The sequence below is a fragment of the Zunongwangia sp. HRR-M8 genome, from assembly GCF_027594405.1.
In the GTDB taxonomy this organism is placed as follows: domain Bacteria; phylum Bacteroidota; class Bacteroidia; order Flavobacteriales; family Flavobacteriaceae; genus Zunongwangia.
This window is the reverse complement of record NZ_CP115161.1, coordinates 1612482-1629414: the sequence shown is the minus strand read 5'-3', so window position 1 is coordinate 1629414 and position 16933 is coordinate 1612482. Positions and strand designations below refer to the sequence as shown.

The following is a 16933-nucleotide window of genomic DNA, read 5'->3' as shown; positions in this document are numbered from 1 at the left end:
GATTTTAGCTATTTTATATGAATATATTTCAGCGTCTAGGATATTTTTCTGTAGGACTTTTTATGGGAATCATTATTCTCATTTTCTTTTTAAGCGGAAAAAAAACCAGTTGTTCGTATTTTCCAAATGCCAGAACTTTAAAAAGTATTCGAGTAAAAGAACGCCAATTTGATGATAAGGCGATGAAGTTTTTTACTGAAAACGCAATAGATACCAGCAATATCTCTTCAATTTTGGAAAATGGTGAAGTTCATTTTACTGAAAGTATTACCGATAGAGATTCTTGTAACATTTATCTAATTTCAGGAGAAACTACAACAAAACCAATTCAATTTAAAGTTGAAAATTGCGATAGTATTGCTACTATTCAGGAGGTTAATTTTTATTCTGAAAAGTAAAGTATTTCCGAGCAAGCCGGAAAGGCATTGGTTAGAAATAACTTTTTAATTTCGTGGCAAGCCTCGGAGAATTACACCCCTTGGCGGTGCCAATAAAAAAGCCTGCCAAAATTATGCAATTTCGACAAGCTTTATAAGTTTAGTTGAAGTTGATCCGAAGAAAAAATATTCAGAAATTATAGAATCTGGGCGGCGTGATCTTTGGTTTTCACCTTACCAATCACTTCTTCAATTTTACCCTCTTGGTCGATTATAAAAGTAGTGCGATGAATTCCATCGTATTCTTTACCCATAAATTTTTTAGGTCCCCATACACCATAAGCGTTTATCACTTCTTTATCTTCATCTGCTAATAGCGGAAAAGGAAGCTCGTTCTTGGTTTTAAAATTAGTTTGTCTACGCTTAGAATCTGCACTTACTCCCAAAATCGCATAATCCTCCTTTTGGAACACTTCCCAATTATCTCTAAGATTACAAGCTTCTGCCGTACATCCTGGTGTACTAGCCTTTGGATAAAAAAATAAAACCAGTTTCTTTCCTTTAAAATCTGAAAGCTTTACTTCATTCCCATCTTGATCTTCTACTGAAAAATCTGGTGCTTTATCTCCTGCTTTTAATGTCGTCATAATTCTTATTTTTGCCTAAAATTAAAGCTTTATGAATAAACAGCAAAAAGTGCAATTTGTAATTGATACTTTACAAAATATTTATCCTGAAATTCCTATCCCCTTAGATCATAAAGATCCTTACACGCTTTTGATTGCTGTTTTACTTTCTGCCCAAAGTACCGATGTTAAAGTGAATCAAATAACTCCACTTTTATTTGAAGTTGCCGACACGCCGCAAAAAATGGTTAAATTAAGTGTTGAAGAAATTAGAGAAATTATAAAACCCTGCGGATTATCTCCAATGAAATCTAAAGGTATTCATGGCCTTTCTGAAATATTATTGGAAAAATACAACGGGCAGGTACCGGCAGATTTTGAAGCTTTAGAAAGTCTTCCTGCTGTAGGTCACAAAACGGCGAGTGTGGTAATGGCTCAGGCATTTAATGTCCCTGCATTTCCGGTAGATACTCATATTCAAAGATTAATGTATCGATGGAATTTATCTAATGGAAAAAGCGTTGCGCAAACTGAAAAAGATGCTAAACGATTATTTCCAAAAGACCTCTGGAATGAGCTTCATTTGCAAATAATCTGGTATGGCCGGCAATATTCGCCAGCAAGAGGTTGGGATCTTGAAAAAGATATCATTACTAAAACTATCGGTAGAAAAACAGTTCTGGCAGATTATGAAAAGAAAATAGCTAAAAAGAAGAAATAAAAAAACTCCAGAGATTCCGGAGTTTTCTTTTATAATTAATAGTCAGAATTATGCATTAATTTTGGATGCTAAACTTACAACTCTTTTTACCTGAGCTGAAATCGCTTTTTTATCATTTTCTGATAGATCGCTTCCTCCTACCATACTAAAACCATAAGGATTTCCTCCGGTTTCAAAAATAACAGGATCTGTATATCCAGGATTTGCAATTACCGCGCCCCAGTGCATCATTGCTTTATATAAAGAAAGTAAAGTAGCTTCTTGTCCTCCATGAGGATTTGCAGCACTTGTCATTCCACTTACTACTTTGTCCACTAATTTTCCTTCTTGCCATAACGGCCCTGTGGTATCCATCAAACTACTAAATTGTGATGGCAGGTTACCATATCTTGTTGGCGCTGAAAATATAATTGCATCGGCCCAATCCAGATCATCGGCAGAAGCTACTGGAATATCTTTAGTCGCATTATAATGCTTTACCCAATCTTCGTTTCCTTTCATTATTTCTTCAGGAACCGTTTCTTCTACTCTTAAGAACTTAATCTCTTTTACTCCCAAATCTTTAGCAGCTTCTTCAGCTACTTTAGACATTTGATAGTTGGTACCGGTTGCGCTATAATAGATTATAGCAAGTTTTATATTTTTCATAATTTATTTTTTTCTAATTTAAAGCGAATATGCTAGCTTAGGAAAAAACAAGTTTTAAAGTTTTGATAATTCTCTTAGAATCTGATCAATAAAAAAGCCTGCAAGAAGCAGGCTGTAGGTTTTAATTTAAAAGCATTTCATAATTTTCAGTCTTACCGGGTAAAACTTTCAATGCTTTCGAATAGTTTAGTAGAAACTTAATGGTCTCTTTTTTAGGTTTCAAATGTTGTGATTTTTCTTCTCTCGAAGGTTTTTCAAAGTAAATGTTCTTCATTAATACATTATTAAGATGGTTATATAAATAGATAACGGCACTTATAACGTATTATTGCAACTTTAATTTGTTAAAACCATATTATGCTTTTCGATAATTTTTCTAAGATTTATTAAAGCATATCTCATTCTCCCTAAAGCGGTATTAATGCTTACTCCGGTTCTTTCAGAGATTTCTTTAAAACTCATTTCTTTGTAAATACGCATCGTTAGCACTTCTAATTGATCTTCAGGAAGTTCTCTAATTACTTCGCGCAAATCGGTTTCGATTTGGTCTTTAATAATTTGTTTCTCAGCATTTAATCCAGAATCGCTTAAAACTGAAAAAATATTAAAATCACCGCTATTATCAAATTTCGGCATTCTTTTATTTCTTCTGAAATGATCGATAACTAAATTATGTGCAATACGCATCACCCAAGGTAAAAATTTACCTTCTTCGTTATACTTTCCTTTTTTTAAAGTATTAATGACTTTGATGAATGTATCCTGAAAAATATCTTCAGATATATCCTTATCAAATACCTTAGAATAAATGAAACTGTAAATTCTTTGTTGATGACGATGAATAAGTTCTGAGAGGGCCAATTCGTTTCCGTTAATGTAGTCTTTAACAAGAATGGCATCTGTTACCTTAGTTTTTTCCATACAGTTACTTTTAAAGGGATATACCCTGTCTTAGAATAGGTTATTTAGATAAAAAGTAACTGTGTTTAATAGGCAACGTTGTTTTTTAGATTGGCTTCAAATATAATAAACAAAATTTAAGAAATGCAAACGAAAGCTTAAAATTTTAACAATACTATAGGATTTTAATGGCTTTTAGCACTGGTATAGATTAAGTACCTTTGCATACTTATTGCTAGAAAGAGACCATGAATATTGATTTAGATAAAATAAACCCCAAAGAAAATATTATTATTAAGGGTGCCAAACTGCACAATCTTAAAAATATAAACGTCGTTATACCGCGTAACAAACTGGTAGTGATTACCGGCCTTTCTGGCTCGGGTAAATCCAGTTTAGCCTTCGATACTTTATATGCTGAAGGACAGCGTCGATATGTTGAAAGTTTATCTTCGTATGCACGCCAATTTTTGGGGCGACTTAACAAACCCAAAGTTGACTATATAAAAGGTATTGCTCCTGCAATAGCGATCGAGCAGAAAGTAAATTCAACCAACCCGCGATCTACCGTAGGAACTTCTACTGAAATCTACGATTATCTGAAGTTACTATACGCACGTATCGGTAGAACATTTTCTCCGGTTTCAGGTAGAGAAGTAAAAAAAGATACAGTAACCGATGTCGTGAAGTTCATTAAAGAATTTCCAGATCGCGCAAAGCTCCTTTTACTTGCTCCTATTTTTGTAGAAGAAGGAAGAGATTTAGATGAAAAAATTAAAATTCTCGCTCAACAAGGTTACAGCCGAATTAAAGTCGATGATGAAGTTTTAAGAATCGACGAGGCAGATTTAAGTAAAGTAAAGCCAGAAAACACTTCTCTAGTAGTAGATCGTGTTATTAAAAAAGACGACGAAGATTTCTATAATCGTCTGGCCGACGCTATCGAAGCAGCATTTTTTGAAGGAAAAGGTGAATTATTTGTAGAAACACTTTCAGATAATAAACTACATCACTTCAGCAATAAATTTGAGTTGGATGGGATGAATTTCCTTGAACCTAATGTTCATTTATTCAGCTTTAATAATCCTTATGGTGCTTGTCCAAAATGTGAAGGATATGGAGACGTTATTGGTATAGATGAAGATTTAGTGATTCCAAATACAGGATTATCTATTTACGATAATGCTATTTACCCATGGCGTGGCGATAGCATGAGCTGGTACCGGGATCAATTGATTAATAATTCTCATAAGTTCGATTTTCCGATCCATAAACCTTATTTCGAACTAACTCAGGAGCAAAAAGATCTGGTTTGGAACGGTAATCAATATTTTGAAGGTTTAAACCAGTTTTTTGACTTTTTAGAAAGAAAAGCTTATAAGATTCAAAATCGCGTGATGTTATCGCGTTACCGCGGAAAAACAAAATGTTCGGCCTGCCATGGAAAAAGACTTCGACCGGAAGCAGAATACGTTAAAATTAACGGAACCAGTATTACTGAACTTGTAGTAAAACCACTTGATAAAGTAAGAGCTTTTTTTGCCGATCTGAAATTGGACGAGTATGAAGAGGTAATTGCCAAACGCCTGCTTACTGAAATCAATAACCGACTTAAATTTTTATCTGAAGTTGGCTTGGATTATCTCACGCTAAACAGAAAATCTAACACACTTTCTGGCGGAGAATCACAACGTATTAACCTGGCAACTTCTTTAGGAAGTAGTCTTGTAGGGTCTATGTATATTTTAGATGAACCTTCTATTGGATTGCATCCCAGAGATAGCGAACGTTTGATAGGTGTTCTTAAAAATCTACGCGATTTAGGAAATACCGTAATTGTGGTAGAGCATGATGAAGAAATCATGAAGGAAGCTGATGAAATTATCGATATAGGTCCTGAAGCTGGTACGCATGGTGGGCATGTAGTTGCTACTGGAACCTTAAAAGAAATTCTAAAATCAGATTCTCTTACCGCTCAATATCTTACAGATAAAAAACGTATTGAAGTTCCTAAAGAAAGAAAAAAATGGACTCGAGAAATCAATATTCTTGGCGCAAGAGAAAATAATCTTAAGAATATTGATGTCACTTTTCCATTAGGAATATTTACTGCGATAACCGGTGTTTCAGGAAGTGGTAAAAGTACGCTGGTGAAAAAATTACTTTATCCTGCGGTACAAAAACAACTTGGCGGTTACGGTGAAAAGGTAGGTCAGTTTAGCGGAATTAAAGGTGATTTTAAAAACCTAAAATCGGTTGAATTTGTAGATCAAAATCCGATTGGTAGATCTTCAAGATCAAACCCGGTAACTTATATTAAAGCTTACGATGACATAAGAAATCTTTTTTCATCCCAAAAAATTTCAAAAATTAGAGGTTATAAGCCCAAGCATTTTTCTTTTAATGTTGATGGCGGTCGCTGCGAAACCTGCAAAGGTGAAGGTGAAGTAACCATCGAAATGCAGTTTATGGCTGATGTTCATTTGCAATGCGAAGCTTGTGATGGTAAACGCTTTAAAAAGGAGATCCTTGAAGTAAAATTCAATGAAAAAAATATCGATGATATTTTGAATATGACCATCGATGATGCGATTGACTTTTTTGACGAGCATAATGAAAATAAAATAGCTAATAAGCTTCAACCATTACAAGACGTTGGTTTGGGCTATGTTCAGTTAGGACAAAGTTCTTCTACGTTATCTGGAGGGGAAGCCCAGCGTATTAAATTGGCTTCGTTTTTAGTAAAAGGAAATACAAAAGATAAGGCACTATTTATTTTTGATGAACCAACTACAGGATTACACTTTCACGATATTCAGAAATTATTAAAATCCTTTAATGCTTTAATCGATAAGGGCCATAGCGTGATCGTGATCGAACATAATATGGATTTGGTAAAATGTGCAGATTACGTGATAGATTTGGGTGCTGAAGGTGGTGAAAACGGAGGATATTTAGTTACTCAAGGTACACCAGAAGAAGTTTCTAAACATAAAGATTCGTATACAGCTACTTATTTAAAGCCTAAACTAAAATAATTACTTTTATTTTTCAAACAACTAGATTTCAAAACATTAAAATGTTTTAGCAAATCTTTTAAAATTACTTACAGGAGCCTCTAAAAGGCTCCTTTTTCTTTTTTGGCACGCGCTTTGTTTCTATCAAGATGTAGATAGCTACTACTTCAGTATTAATTTAAAAACAAAGCCATGAAAAAATTTTCCTTAATATTTTCGATGTTGTTTCTAGGCTTGGTAACTATTGCCAAAGCCGATGAAACTTCGAGCAGATATGGCTATAATAATTCCTTCATTTTCATGGAAGGTGGTGTTGAATTTTCAGTTTATCCAAATGGTGAATTCGACTTCTATTATAACCCCGCATTCAGAAGATCTAGTGTTGTAAATATATCTGTACCTCATGTAAACATAAGTTTTAACTCCGGTTATAACTACGATCCATATATTCAGTATGATGATTTTGGTGCGGTAATTCAGATTGAAGAAGTGCCAATATTTTATGATTACTACGGAAGAATAGTACAGGCGGGTAATATTGTTATAAATTACGATAATTACGGCTATGTGATAAGCGTAGGAAATCTATTTGTACAATACGACCCATATCACAGAATCGCAGGTTATAGAGGTTATATTAACTCCTACAATCGTAATTATGTTTATCGCCCATGGCATAGATATTATAGAAAACCACGATCAAGATTTAGTATTGTTTTTAATAGACCGTACAGAGCCTATTATCAACCAAATCGAATCACTTATGTAAAACATGTAAATTATTATAATACTCATCATAACAGAAAATCTTATAAAAAATTCTATAGACCGGGAGAAAAAGTGAGAAGTTATAACCGGGGAAGAAGAGTTGCTGAGCGTAGAGATGTGCGATCTAATTTATCTAATTCTAGAAGAAGTGACCGGGTAGCAACTAGGTCTCAAGTTTCAAGAAAGAATAATAATAGATCGACTAGAAGCACTTCTTCTAGAAATCGAAACAAAACGATTATTGGATCTAGAAATGAAAGAAGTTCAACTTCCAGAGGTACTTTAAATAATAGTTCTAGCAGGTCTAGAAATAATGCCGTAATCACCAATAAGCGAGCTTCAGAAAATATTAATAAGTCTAGAAGAAATACAAATTCACGATCGTTAAGAACCGCTCCTAGCAGTTCAAATAGTTCTGCAAATCAAAGAAAAGCAGCCGTTGTGAAAAGAGAACGTACCGCAAGCACCAGAAGTGCAAATACCAGATCGCAGAGAACGGTAAAAGCGCAGCGTCCAACGCAGCAAAAAGAAGTAAGAAGAGCAGCAACAAGTAGTAGTAGAAATACATCTGCAAGAAGCTCTAGATCAAATAATAACACGAAAAAATCTACTCGCTCACGAACTTCGGCACGAAATGTGAGAAGTAGAGATTAGAGTTCATAATTTAATTTTTTGGTTGGTTAGTTGGAAAACCCCGAGCGGCGAAAGCCCGGGGGTTTTCTTTTTTATATCTCTTGAATATATACTGAAAAATATTACCTAATTTTGGCTAAGATCGACCTGAGCATTGTATTTATCTCTTCGGAAAAATTTAAAAAATATACGGCAGAAATATATAAAATAGACGTAATCCCGCCCTTCAACGCTATACCTAAAATTGGATGAAAAGGGAGTTCCCAAAAATAAAATACAAGTGTAAATAAAAGGCATAAACCTAATAATAAAATACTATGCTTGGTAAAAGGATTCATTTTAAATTTCTTCTGTACCAAGATAATCTTTGAAGTATTATAAATAAAGAAAGCTATAAAAGTAGCCATCGCCGCGCCTTCTATCCCAAATCTTGGAATAAAAAATAAATTCAGTAAAAAGGCCAATAACACCAATAAAACGCCTATTGCTAAAACCAATCGATAGTAATCTGAATTAAATAGAATACTATTATTTATCGCTAAAACATTGTCATAAAGTTTTACCAGAGAGATCAAAAGCACGATCAGGATACTTAGTGAATATTCTTCAGGAATTAGTTCGTATAATGTATGGACGTTGGTAATAATTAGAATAAAAATAAGCGCACTAACAATCGATAAATTAATCGAGCTTTTTTTATACAAATCTTCAAGTTTCCCAAAGTTTCGGGTATTTAGATATTCCGCGGTAATTGGATTGGTAATTTGATGCATTGCTTTTTGCGGTACAGAAATTACGGTAGCAATATAAATTCCTATTCCGTAGATTGCCACATTTTCGATTGGCAAATAAGATTCAATCATCACTTTATCCAAATCCAGCAAAGCCGTAGCTACCGACGCCGCGATTAGAATTAGAGCGGTATATTTTAGAACTCTGCTCAAATTAGAAGGAAAACTAAATTTTAGCGTAGGTCGATGCAAATTAAATGCATAAGCGCCCATCACCAGTAATCGAAGTAAAAACACCACTCCTACTCCATACATAAAATTATCTGCTGCCAGCAAATCAAAATAAACAAGAAATAGCAGAATCGTGGTACCCAATCGATGTACTACTTCTTTCATAAAATTTCCAAAAACGCTTTTATAGTAAATCTTTGCCCAGGCAAAAAAGATTTCGAAATACGCTGTTGCAATCCCCAAAAGATAAATCAACCACACATAAGGTTTTACCAGTTCGTTTCCGTTAGAAAAATAATCCAATAAAAACTCATACGTAAAATGACCAATAAGCCCCAGAATAAGCGAAATCGCTAAGGGCAGAATCAAAGCCAGATTTAATAATTTATCCTGCTCTTCTTTTGTTTTGTAGCTCGAAAAAAACTTTACAACGGTACTATGAACGCCAAAGGCCATAAACGGCCACATTAAATTCGCCGCAGAAAGCAGGAAACTTACCAGTCCATAATACTGCTGATCTAAAAAATAGGTATATAAAAAAAGCGTATTTAACGCACCAAGCCCAAAACCTGCATAGGTGGTCATCATATTTTTGACCGACTGGTTAATTATTACGCCCATACTCTATTTTTTGATCAATTCCGCCAATTTTTTTGTGAGGTTTTTGCGATGATAATCCTCGATATTTTTGCTATCCGAAAGTAGTTTGTTTTCACGATAATTTTGATAAGAACTTAAAATAAATTCTTTTAATGCCCTTTCTTCTTGATATTGAAAACTTTTTCCTGAAGAAGTTTCTTCAATAATTCTGGCGACATCCCAATCTGATGGTCCAATAGCTAATATTGGACGTTTTGCTGCTAAATACTCGAATAGTTTCCCGGCAATAATACCTTTGGTTTCTTCGGAATTTATTTCGATCAATAACAATATCTGAGATGTTTTTTGAAGACCTAAAGCTTCAGAATGACTTATATAACCACCTAAAAGCAAATTCTCTTCCAAGCCGGCTTCATTTATACTTTGCACCACTTCATCACTAACCGCTCCGTATAATTTCAGTTTAAGATCGCTTCGGAAATGTTTATTCTCTGCGGAAATCTCAGCTAAAGTTTTCCAAAGGGAGGCAGGATTTCTACCTGAAAGTAATGAGCCAATATGAGAAATACTGAAGTTTTCATCTAATTTCAATTCCAGATTAGTTTCAGCATTCAACTCCGTATCAAAACCATTGGTAATAACATGGATAGGTTTTGATGTTTTTGAAGCAAATTCTTTTTTAGTGGTAAAACTGGTGGTAATAATCTTATCAGCCGAGTTTAAAACTTCCTTTTCTAATCTTTGATGTTTTTCAGCAGAATTTTTAGTGAGCTTCAGCTCTTTTTGGTAGCCAATTTGCGTCCAAGGATCCCTGAAATCGGCAATCCATCGCAGTTGGAGTTCTTTTTTTAACGCTAAGCCAATAAGATGCAAACTATGCGGAGGACCTGTGGTAATAACGGTCTCGATATTACTCCTTTTTAAATACAATTTTAGAAATTTCACCGATGGTTTTATCCAAAATTTTCGAGCATCTGGAATAAAAAAATTACCGCGTATGTAAAGCATCAGTTTCTGCATAAAACTCTGCTTTTCTTTCCGCTTAATAATTCCAGAACTTATGGTTTTTGTATCCTTTTTAGATAAAAAAGAAGCAAATTTATACGGTTCAAAAATTGGCCGACGAATAATCTCGATATCTTCTGGAACTTCTTTTAAAAAAGACTCATCTATTAAAGGATAATTAGGATTTTCAGGAATATAAACTACCGGCTCGATCCCAAAATCCCTAAGATATTTAACGAATTTCAACCAGCGCTGAACACCAGGACCACCAGCCGGTGGCCAGTAATAGGTAATAATCAGCACTTTTTTCATAAACTATGCTTTTTTGCGATAGGCAAAAACAAATCCACCAACGATAAGGATCACCAGAACAAGTGTACTCGTTAAAGCGATTGTTCCCCCAGTTTGAATCACTTCAGGTTCAAACCTAAAAGTCACCGTATGCTCTCCCTGCGGAATATTCATCGCTCTAAGCACATAATCTGCGCGAACATGATCTACTTTTTTTCCGTCGATATAAGCTTGCCAACCTGGTTGGTAATACATTTCAGAAAAAACGGCTAATTGCCTTATAGAAGCTTTCGTTTTATAAATCAATTCGTTGGGCTGCTCACTCACCAATTCTATCGATCCAACTTCATCATAAACAAAATCCATTTTAATATCGTTCTTAAAACGATTATCGATAATAGCACTATCCTTTAAGTCTGTTTCTTTAATGGCTAAGATTTCAGCATTTGCATCTTCTACCCATTCCACATCGCGAACAAACCACGCATTACCATAAACTCCCGGGTTTTGCTGTGCCTGCACACCATTTTCAGTAGGAATAATAAAATACTTCACATTCAACATGTTTAGAACTTTCATGTTATTCTGTGAAATATAAAAATCATATAGATCCTGCAATCTACCAGGTTTAGCACCGTGATACCCACCAATACTATTATGAAAATAAGAAGCTCGGGAACTTGTTAAAGGATCACCACTAAGATCGAAAACTCGATATCTAGAAGTGTCTTGCATAATTTGCTGATCGGCAGCGTTTGGTTGATAAGGCTCTTCCATTTTACGAGCATTCACAAAATCGTCACCATTTACATAGCGCCTAGCTACCGGAACTAAATCGGCTAAAAATAGTATCGTAAAACCACCAATTATAAGTTTCTTAGAGATTTTCTCCTGAAGATAAAACCAAATAAGAAAAACGCTTAAAGCAACAAAAATAAAACTACGAATGGCATCACCAACGAGCATCGACTGGCGATCTTCCTTAAGTGCATTCATTAAATCCATACCCAATTGCTGCCGTAATTGACCATCACGAAGACCACTAAAATCAAATAAAACTGAATTGAAAAGGATTAAAACCAAAGCCAGTCCTGCCGATACTATAGCACTCCATTTAAGTGCTTCGATCTTTTCCTCTTTCGTATGCTTATTAGCAAAGAGGCAGGATAATCCTACAATCGCCAATAAAGGAACACAAAGCTCTACAATCACCTGAATAGAAGAAACTGCTCTAAATTTGTTGTAAAGCGGCACGTAATCGATAAAAAATTCAGTAAAAAAACCAAAATTCTTACCCCAGGAAAGTAATAGTGTTAGCACAGTTCCGCCTACAACCCACCATTTTAATCGCCCGCGGATTAAAAATAGTGCAAAAATAAAAAGAAATACAACGGTCGCACCAATATAAGCTGGCCCGGCAACAATTGGCTGCTGCCCCCAATAGGTTGGTGCATTTTTAACAAAATTATTAGCCTGAACAGGAGAAGCTCCCATTTTTTGCAATTCAGAGTATAACTCAGAATCTTCACCAATATCTTCAGCACCACTTCCTCCCATTAAACCTGGAATAAAAAGGTCTAAAGTCTCAGCAATTCCGTAGCTATATTCTGTAATATAATCGTAGGTAAGCCCAGTTTCCGTCTTATCATTACCAGCTGGAGTAATTGTTAAACCGGTATCGCCACGTGTACTATGGCTGGTATATTCCTGTGTGGCGATAAGATTGGTTGCATTGGTTCCAATAGCCAGAATTACAGCAACTACCATCACACCCAATGCTTTGAAATACTGCGGAAGTTTTTGTTTTTTAAAGGCATCAATTAAATAAACGATTCCTAGAACGATAACCAGTAACAATAGATAATAAGTCATCTGGAAATGGTTCGCTTGAATTTCTAAAGCCATCGCAATAGCCAGCAAACTAAAACCTCCAATAAACTTTTGTCTAAAGGTGAGGATTATTCCTCCTAAAACCATTGGCATATAAGCTATTGCATGAGCTTTGGCATTGTGACCAACGCCAAGAATAATTATAAAATAAGTAGAAAATCCAAAAGCTATAGCGCCAAGAAAGGCTAATTTATAGTCGATTTTTAGACATAACAGCAGGATATAAAAACCAATAAAATAAAGAAATAAATAATCTGCCGGTCTCGGTAAAAATCGTAGAACTGAATCTAATTTTTTGATATAATTATGGGGATAGTAAGCTCCTAACTGGTAAGTTGGCATTCCACCAAAAGCAGCATCTGTCCAATAAGGCTCTTCACCCGTTTCCGCTCTAAAGTCAGATTGTTCTTTAGCCATTCCGATATACTGAACAATATCGCTTTGGAAAATTTCTTTTCCTTTTAAAACCGGATTAAAATAAAAAAGGGCAATTATTACAAATCCCAGTAAAACCAGAAGATGCGGAAGAAACTGTTTTAATTTAGCCATTTAAAGATTTTTTTTATCTCTCGGAAAGAGACGCGCAAATTAAGAATCCCGAAATTAATCAATTTCTTCGTAATCGATATATTCACCAACCTCTTTGTTTGATTTTCTACGATTTTTCGGCTCTTTATCTATACTAACCTTGCCTTCTTTTGCACTATTTTGTTGCTGAGTTCTTTGTTGCCCACCGCCAAACTGCTGGCTAAATTGTTGTTCGAATTTTCTTCCCATTTTTCTCATGGCATACTTCAACAACATTGGCCCAAAATACTTCAGTAATATTTTGAAACCGAAGTATACTAACATAATTATTAGTATCATTTTTATCACTCCGGAAAAATCTGCCTGAAACATAAAATTTTAATTTCAGCAAAAATAAAAATTAAGGCTTAGAAATGGAAAGCCTACAATCTTAAATAAAAAATAAATTCATTTATCTTTGAATGAAAAACCTTTACTATATGCAAAGACTAACCGCTATTGTATTCGCTTTTTTAGCAAATTCAATCTTATGCAACGCGCAATTTACAGAAACCATTAATTCTAATAGACCAGGCCAATCCCAAGGTGCTTTTGCAGTAGGAACAGGCGTTTACCAATTAGAAGCTGGTGGCTTTTATGGTAATAATAATCATGATCTTCGTGGTACAGACACCGATTTGTACGGAGCTAACTATATGCTTAGAGCTGGTTTTCTTAGTGATATTTTGGAACTAAGCATTATGGGGCGATATCAATTTGAAGAAACGAGCATTTTACAGGGAGGTCAAAACCGTATTTACGAGAGAAGTAACTTTCCTTTTAATACCATTGGAGCTAAAGTATTACTTTACGATCCCTATAAAAATGGTGATAATCGTCGCGAAGTAAATCTAAAAAGCTGGAAAGCAAATCAGAAATTCGATTGGCGACAATTAATTCCTGCGGTTTCACTTTACGGTGGTGCGAATGTTACGATACAAGATGACAATCCCTATCGCTTTGAAGGTGAAAACAAGTATACCCCAAAAGTTACTTTGATTACTCAGCATAATTGGGGTAGATGGGTTTGGGTTATGAATCTTACTGCCGAGAAATTTACTGAAACCTACCCAAGCTACCAGTTTATTGGAACGCTAACTCATGCTTTCAATCCCAAATTTGCGATTTTTGGAGAATATCAGGCTATATTTGGGGATTTATATGCCGACGATCTTTTTCGAGCAGGAGCGGCTTATTTAGTTACTGATTATTTACAATTTGATCTTGCAGGTTTGGCAAATGTAAAAGACACACCGTCTCGATGGCAAGTGCAGGCAGGCTTGTCGGTTCGGTTAAACTTTCATAAAGATATAAGAACTAATAACGAGCTATCGAGAGAAGGCAAACGCAATGAATTTGATTTCTAAATTAGAATAGCTTTCAAATAAAAAAATCCGCTGAAAAATTCAGCGGATTTTTTTTTATTATTAGTATTCTTCTGCTTTAATTGAAGTACTATGACTTATTGGCCATTGCTGCCTCTACCGATGCAGAAAGCCTTTTATAAGTTCCGTTTTCTAAACGTTCTCTAATCGCTGAAAAAGCTTCTAAAGTTTCTTCTACATCCTGTAAAGTGTGAGAAGCAGTAGGTATCATTCTTAATAAAATTAATCCTTTTGGAATAACAGGATAAACAACAATAGAACAAAATACACCGTGATTTTCACGAAGATCCTTCACCAAAGCCATAGCCTCGGGAATACTACCTTTTAGATAAACAGGTGTTACACAACTTTGCGTTGTACCAATATCAAAACCATTATTTTTTAAGCCGTTTTGAAGTGCGTTTACATTTTCCCAAAGCTTATTTTTAAGATCAGGAATAGTTCTTAACATTTCTAGACGCTTTAAAGCTCCAACCACTAATTGCATTTGCAGAGATTTCGCAAACATTTGTGATCTTAAATTATACTTTAGGTAATCTATAATTTCTTTGTCACCTGCAATAAATGCACCTGTACTAGCCATAGATTTCGCAAAAGTGGCAAAATATACATCGATATCATCTTGCACACCTTGCTCTTCTCCTGCCCCTGCTCCGGTTTTCCCTAAGGTTCCAAATCCATGTGCATCATCTACAAAAAGGCGAAAATTATATTTCTTTTTAAGCTCTACTATTTCTTTAAGTTTTCCCTGCTCACCACGCATTCCAAAAACACCCTCAGAAATTAAAAGGATTCCTCCTCCTGTTTGTTCTGCGATTTTGGTTGCTCTTTGCAGGTTTTTTTCGATACTTTCCATATCATTATGCTTATATGTAAAGCGCTGCCCTAAATGAAGGCGAACCCCGTCGATAATACAAGCATGAGCATCTACATCATAAACAATTACATCTTGTTTAGATACTAACGCATCGATCGTAGATACCATTCCCTGGTATCCAAAGTTTAAAAGATAAGCAGCCTGCTTGTGCACAAAAGAAGCCAGCTCGTCCTGAAGTTTTTCATGCAAACTGGTATGACCGCTCATCATTCTTGCTCCCATTGGATAAGCAGAACCCCACTCGGCTGCTGCCTCGGCGTCTACTTTTCTTACTTCCGGGTGATTAGCAAGACCTAAATAATCGTTCACACTCCACGTGATCACATCTCTACCTCTAAACTTCATTCTGTTAGAAATAGGCCCTTCCAGCTTAGGGAATACAAAGTATCCCTCTGCCTGTTCTGCCCATTTTCCTAAAGGTCCTTTGTCCTTATATATTTTATCAAACAGATCTCTCATTGAAATTTTTTTATGCGAACCGCAAAAATACTGAAATTTGGTTCAATTCTACAAAGTATTTATCTAGGTTTTAAAAAAACAAAGCATCCCTAATAAAAGGATGCTTTGTTTTTATATGTTTTTGGTTTTAAGCAAAATCAACTATTTAATAAACTCTATTGCTTTAACCTCAGCTTCATTTTTAGTATCAAAGAAGCCTTGTTCTTCCATCCATTTATCGCTATAAATTTTGCTCATATAGCGACTACCATGATCTGGAAATATCATTACCACCTTACTGTTTTCATCAAACTCACCCGCTTCAGCCAATTGTTTTAATCCCTGCATCGCGGCTCCGCTGGTATATCCTACAAACATTCCTTCAACCTTAGCAAGCTCTCTAGCAGTATGTGCACTTTCCTCATCTGTTACTTTAACAAACCTATCGATGGCATCAAAATCTGTAGCAGTAGGGATTAAATTTTTACCCAATCCTTCAATTCGGTATGGATAGATTTCTTCGCTATCAAATTCTCTGGTTTCATGGTATTTTTTTAATACTGAACCATAAGCATCAATACCGATAATATTAACATTTGGATTTTGCTCCTTTAAATATCTTGCTGTTCCAGAAATTGTACCTCCAGTACCACTACAAGCAATTAAATGAGTGATTTTACCTTCTGTCTGATTCCAGATTTCAGGGCCGGTAGATTTATAATGTGCTTCTGTATTTAATTCGTTAAAATACTGATTAATATAAACAGAACCTTTAATTTCACTATGAAGTCTCTTAGCTACTTCGTAATAAGAACGTGGATCGTCTGCTGCTACATGCGCAGGACAAACATATACTTTCGCTCCCATTGTTCTAAGCATATCGATTTTATCTTTCGATGCTTTAGAGCTCACTGCCAAAATACAGTCGTAACCTTTAACCTGACTAACCATCGCAATACTAAAACCTGTGTTACCAGAAGTGGTTTCTATAATCGTATCACCAGGTTTTAAGATTCCTTTTCTTTCAGCTTCTTCTATAATATATAAAGCAATTCGATCCTTAGAAGAATGTCCTGGATTAAATGATTCTACTTTTGCATAGAAATCTCCTTTGAAACCTTCAGTGATCTTATTAAGTTGTACTAGCGGTGTTTTTCCTATAAGTTGTAGAACATTGTCGTACACCTGCAAATCTTCTTTCATAAATGAAGTTCTTTACGTTTTAAGC

Annotated in this window: 15 protein-coding genes; 5 read left to right on the top strand and 10 right to left on the bottom strand. The window is 35.1% G+C overall.

The window, feature by feature from the left end; all coding sequences use genetic code 11:
- Positions 1–17 precede the first annotated feature (17 nt).
- Positions 18–398, top strand: coding sequence for a hypothetical protein (locus PBT89_RS06905; RefSeq protein WP_270063998.1), 381 nt, complete (start codon positions 18–20; stop codon positions 396–398).
- A 176-nt stretch (positions 399–574) separates the two neighbouring features.
- Here PBT89_RS06905 and bcp read toward each other — a convergent pair whose 3' ends face one another.
- Positions 575–1024, bottom strand: a complete 450-nt coding sequence (gene bcp, locus PBT89_RS06900) for a thioredoxin-dependent thiol peroxidase (RefSeq protein ID WP_270063997.1) — start codon at positions 1022–1024, stop codon at positions 575–577.
- Positions 1025–1055: 31 nt separating this feature from the next.
- Here bcp and PBT89_RS06895 point away from each other — a divergent pair, with 31 nt between their 5' ends.
- Positions 1056–1724: an endonuclease III domain-containing protein gene (locus PBT89_RS06895; RefSeq protein WP_270063996.1), complete on the top strand. Its 669-nt coding sequence runs from the start codon at positions 1056–1058 to the stop codon at positions 1722–1724.
- Between the two features lie 48 nt (positions 1725–1772).
- Here the strand turns inward: PBT89_RS06895 and wrbA are convergent, their stop codons facing one another.
- From wrbA to PBT89_RS06880, 3 genes are all read right to left on the bottom strand, one after another.
- Complete coding sequence (wrbA, locus tag PBT89_RS06890; protein WP_270063995.1) at positions 1773–2372, bottom strand: NAD(P)H:quinone oxidoreductase; 600 nt, start codon at positions 2370–2372, stop codon at positions 1773–1775.
- A 121-nt stretch (positions 2373–2493) separates the two neighbouring features.
- The gene (locus PBT89_RS06885; RefSeq protein ID WP_270063994.1) at positions 2494–2646 is read right to left on the bottom strand and encodes a hypothetical protein; all 153 of its coding nucleotides are present in this window, start codon (positions 2644–2646) and stop codon (positions 2494–2496) included.
- Between the two features lie 62 nt (positions 2647–2708).
- Positions 2709–3293 (bottom strand): RNA polymerase sigma factor, encoded by a 585-nt coding sequence (locus PBT89_RS06880; protein ID WP_270063993.1) that lies wholly within the window; start codon positions 3291–3293, stop codon positions 2709–2711.
- Between the two features lie 227 nt (positions 3294–3520).
- Here PBT89_RS06880 and uvrA point away from each other — a divergent pair, with 227 nt between their 5' ends.
- Positions 3521–6310, top strand: a complete 2790-nt coding sequence (gene uvrA, locus PBT89_RS06875) for an excinuclease ABC subunit UvrA (protein WP_270063992.1) — start codon at positions 3521–3523, stop codon at positions 6308–6310.
- A gap of 171 nt (positions 6311–6481) precedes the next feature.
- Entirely contained in the window at positions 6482–7711 is a 1230-nt protein-coding gene (locus PBT89_RS06870; RefSeq protein ID WP_270063991.1) for a hypothetical protein, read from the top strand.
- Positions 7712–7812: 101 nt separating this feature from the next.
- Here PBT89_RS06870 and PBT89_RS06865 read toward each other — a convergent pair whose 3' ends face one another.
- Genes PBT89_RS06865 through PBT89_RS06850 form a run of 4 tightly spaced genes read right to left on the bottom strand, consistent with a single transcriptional unit; the run spans position 7813 to position 13290 of the window.
- Entirely contained in the window at positions 7813–9273 is a 1461-nt protein-coding gene (locus PBT89_RS06865; protein WP_270063990.1) for a lipopolysaccharide biosynthesis protein, read from the bottom strand.
- Between the two features lie 3 nt (positions 9274–9276).
- Positions 9277–10569, bottom strand: a complete 1293-nt coding sequence (locus PBT89_RS06860; protein ID WP_270063989.1) for a glycosyltransferase family 4 protein — start codon at positions 10567–10569, stop codon at positions 9277–9279.
- Between the two features lie 3 nt (positions 10570–10572).
- A complete protein-coding gene (locus PBT89_RS06855) occupies positions 10573–12987 on the bottom strand; it encodes a YfhO family protein (RefSeq protein WP_270063988.1) in 2415 nt (804 codons plus the stop codon).
- A gap of 54 nt (positions 12988–13041) precedes the next feature.
- On the bottom strand, positions 13042–13290 hold the full coding sequence (locus PBT89_RS06850; protein WP_270063987.1) for a DUF4834 family protein: 249 nt from the start codon (positions 13288–13290) through the stop codon (positions 13042–13044).
- Between the two features lie 155 nt (positions 13291–13445).
- Here PBT89_RS06850 and PBT89_RS06845 point away from each other — a divergent pair, with 155 nt between their 5' ends.
- On the top strand, positions 13446–14372 hold the full coding sequence (locus tag PBT89_RS06845; protein ID WP_270063986.1) for a transporter: 927 nt from the start codon (positions 13446–13448) through the stop codon (positions 14370–14372).
- Between the two features lie 88 nt (positions 14373–14460).
- On the opposite strand, the gene PBT89_RS06840 is transcribed toward PBT89_RS06845, so the two are convergent.
- Positions 14461–15726: an aminotransferase class I/II-fold pyridoxal phosphate-dependent enzyme gene (locus PBT89_RS06840; protein ID WP_270058466.1), complete on the bottom strand. Its 1266-nt coding sequence runs from the start codon at positions 15724–15726 to the stop codon at positions 14461–14463.
- Positions 15727–15867: 141 nt separating this feature from the next.
- Positions 15868–16908, bottom strand: coding sequence for a PLP-dependent cysteine synthase family protein (locus PBT89_RS06835; RefSeq protein ID WP_270058467.1), 1041 nt, complete (start codon positions 16906–16908; stop codon positions 15868–15870).
- Between the last annotated feature and the right edge of the window lie 25 nt (positions 16909–16933).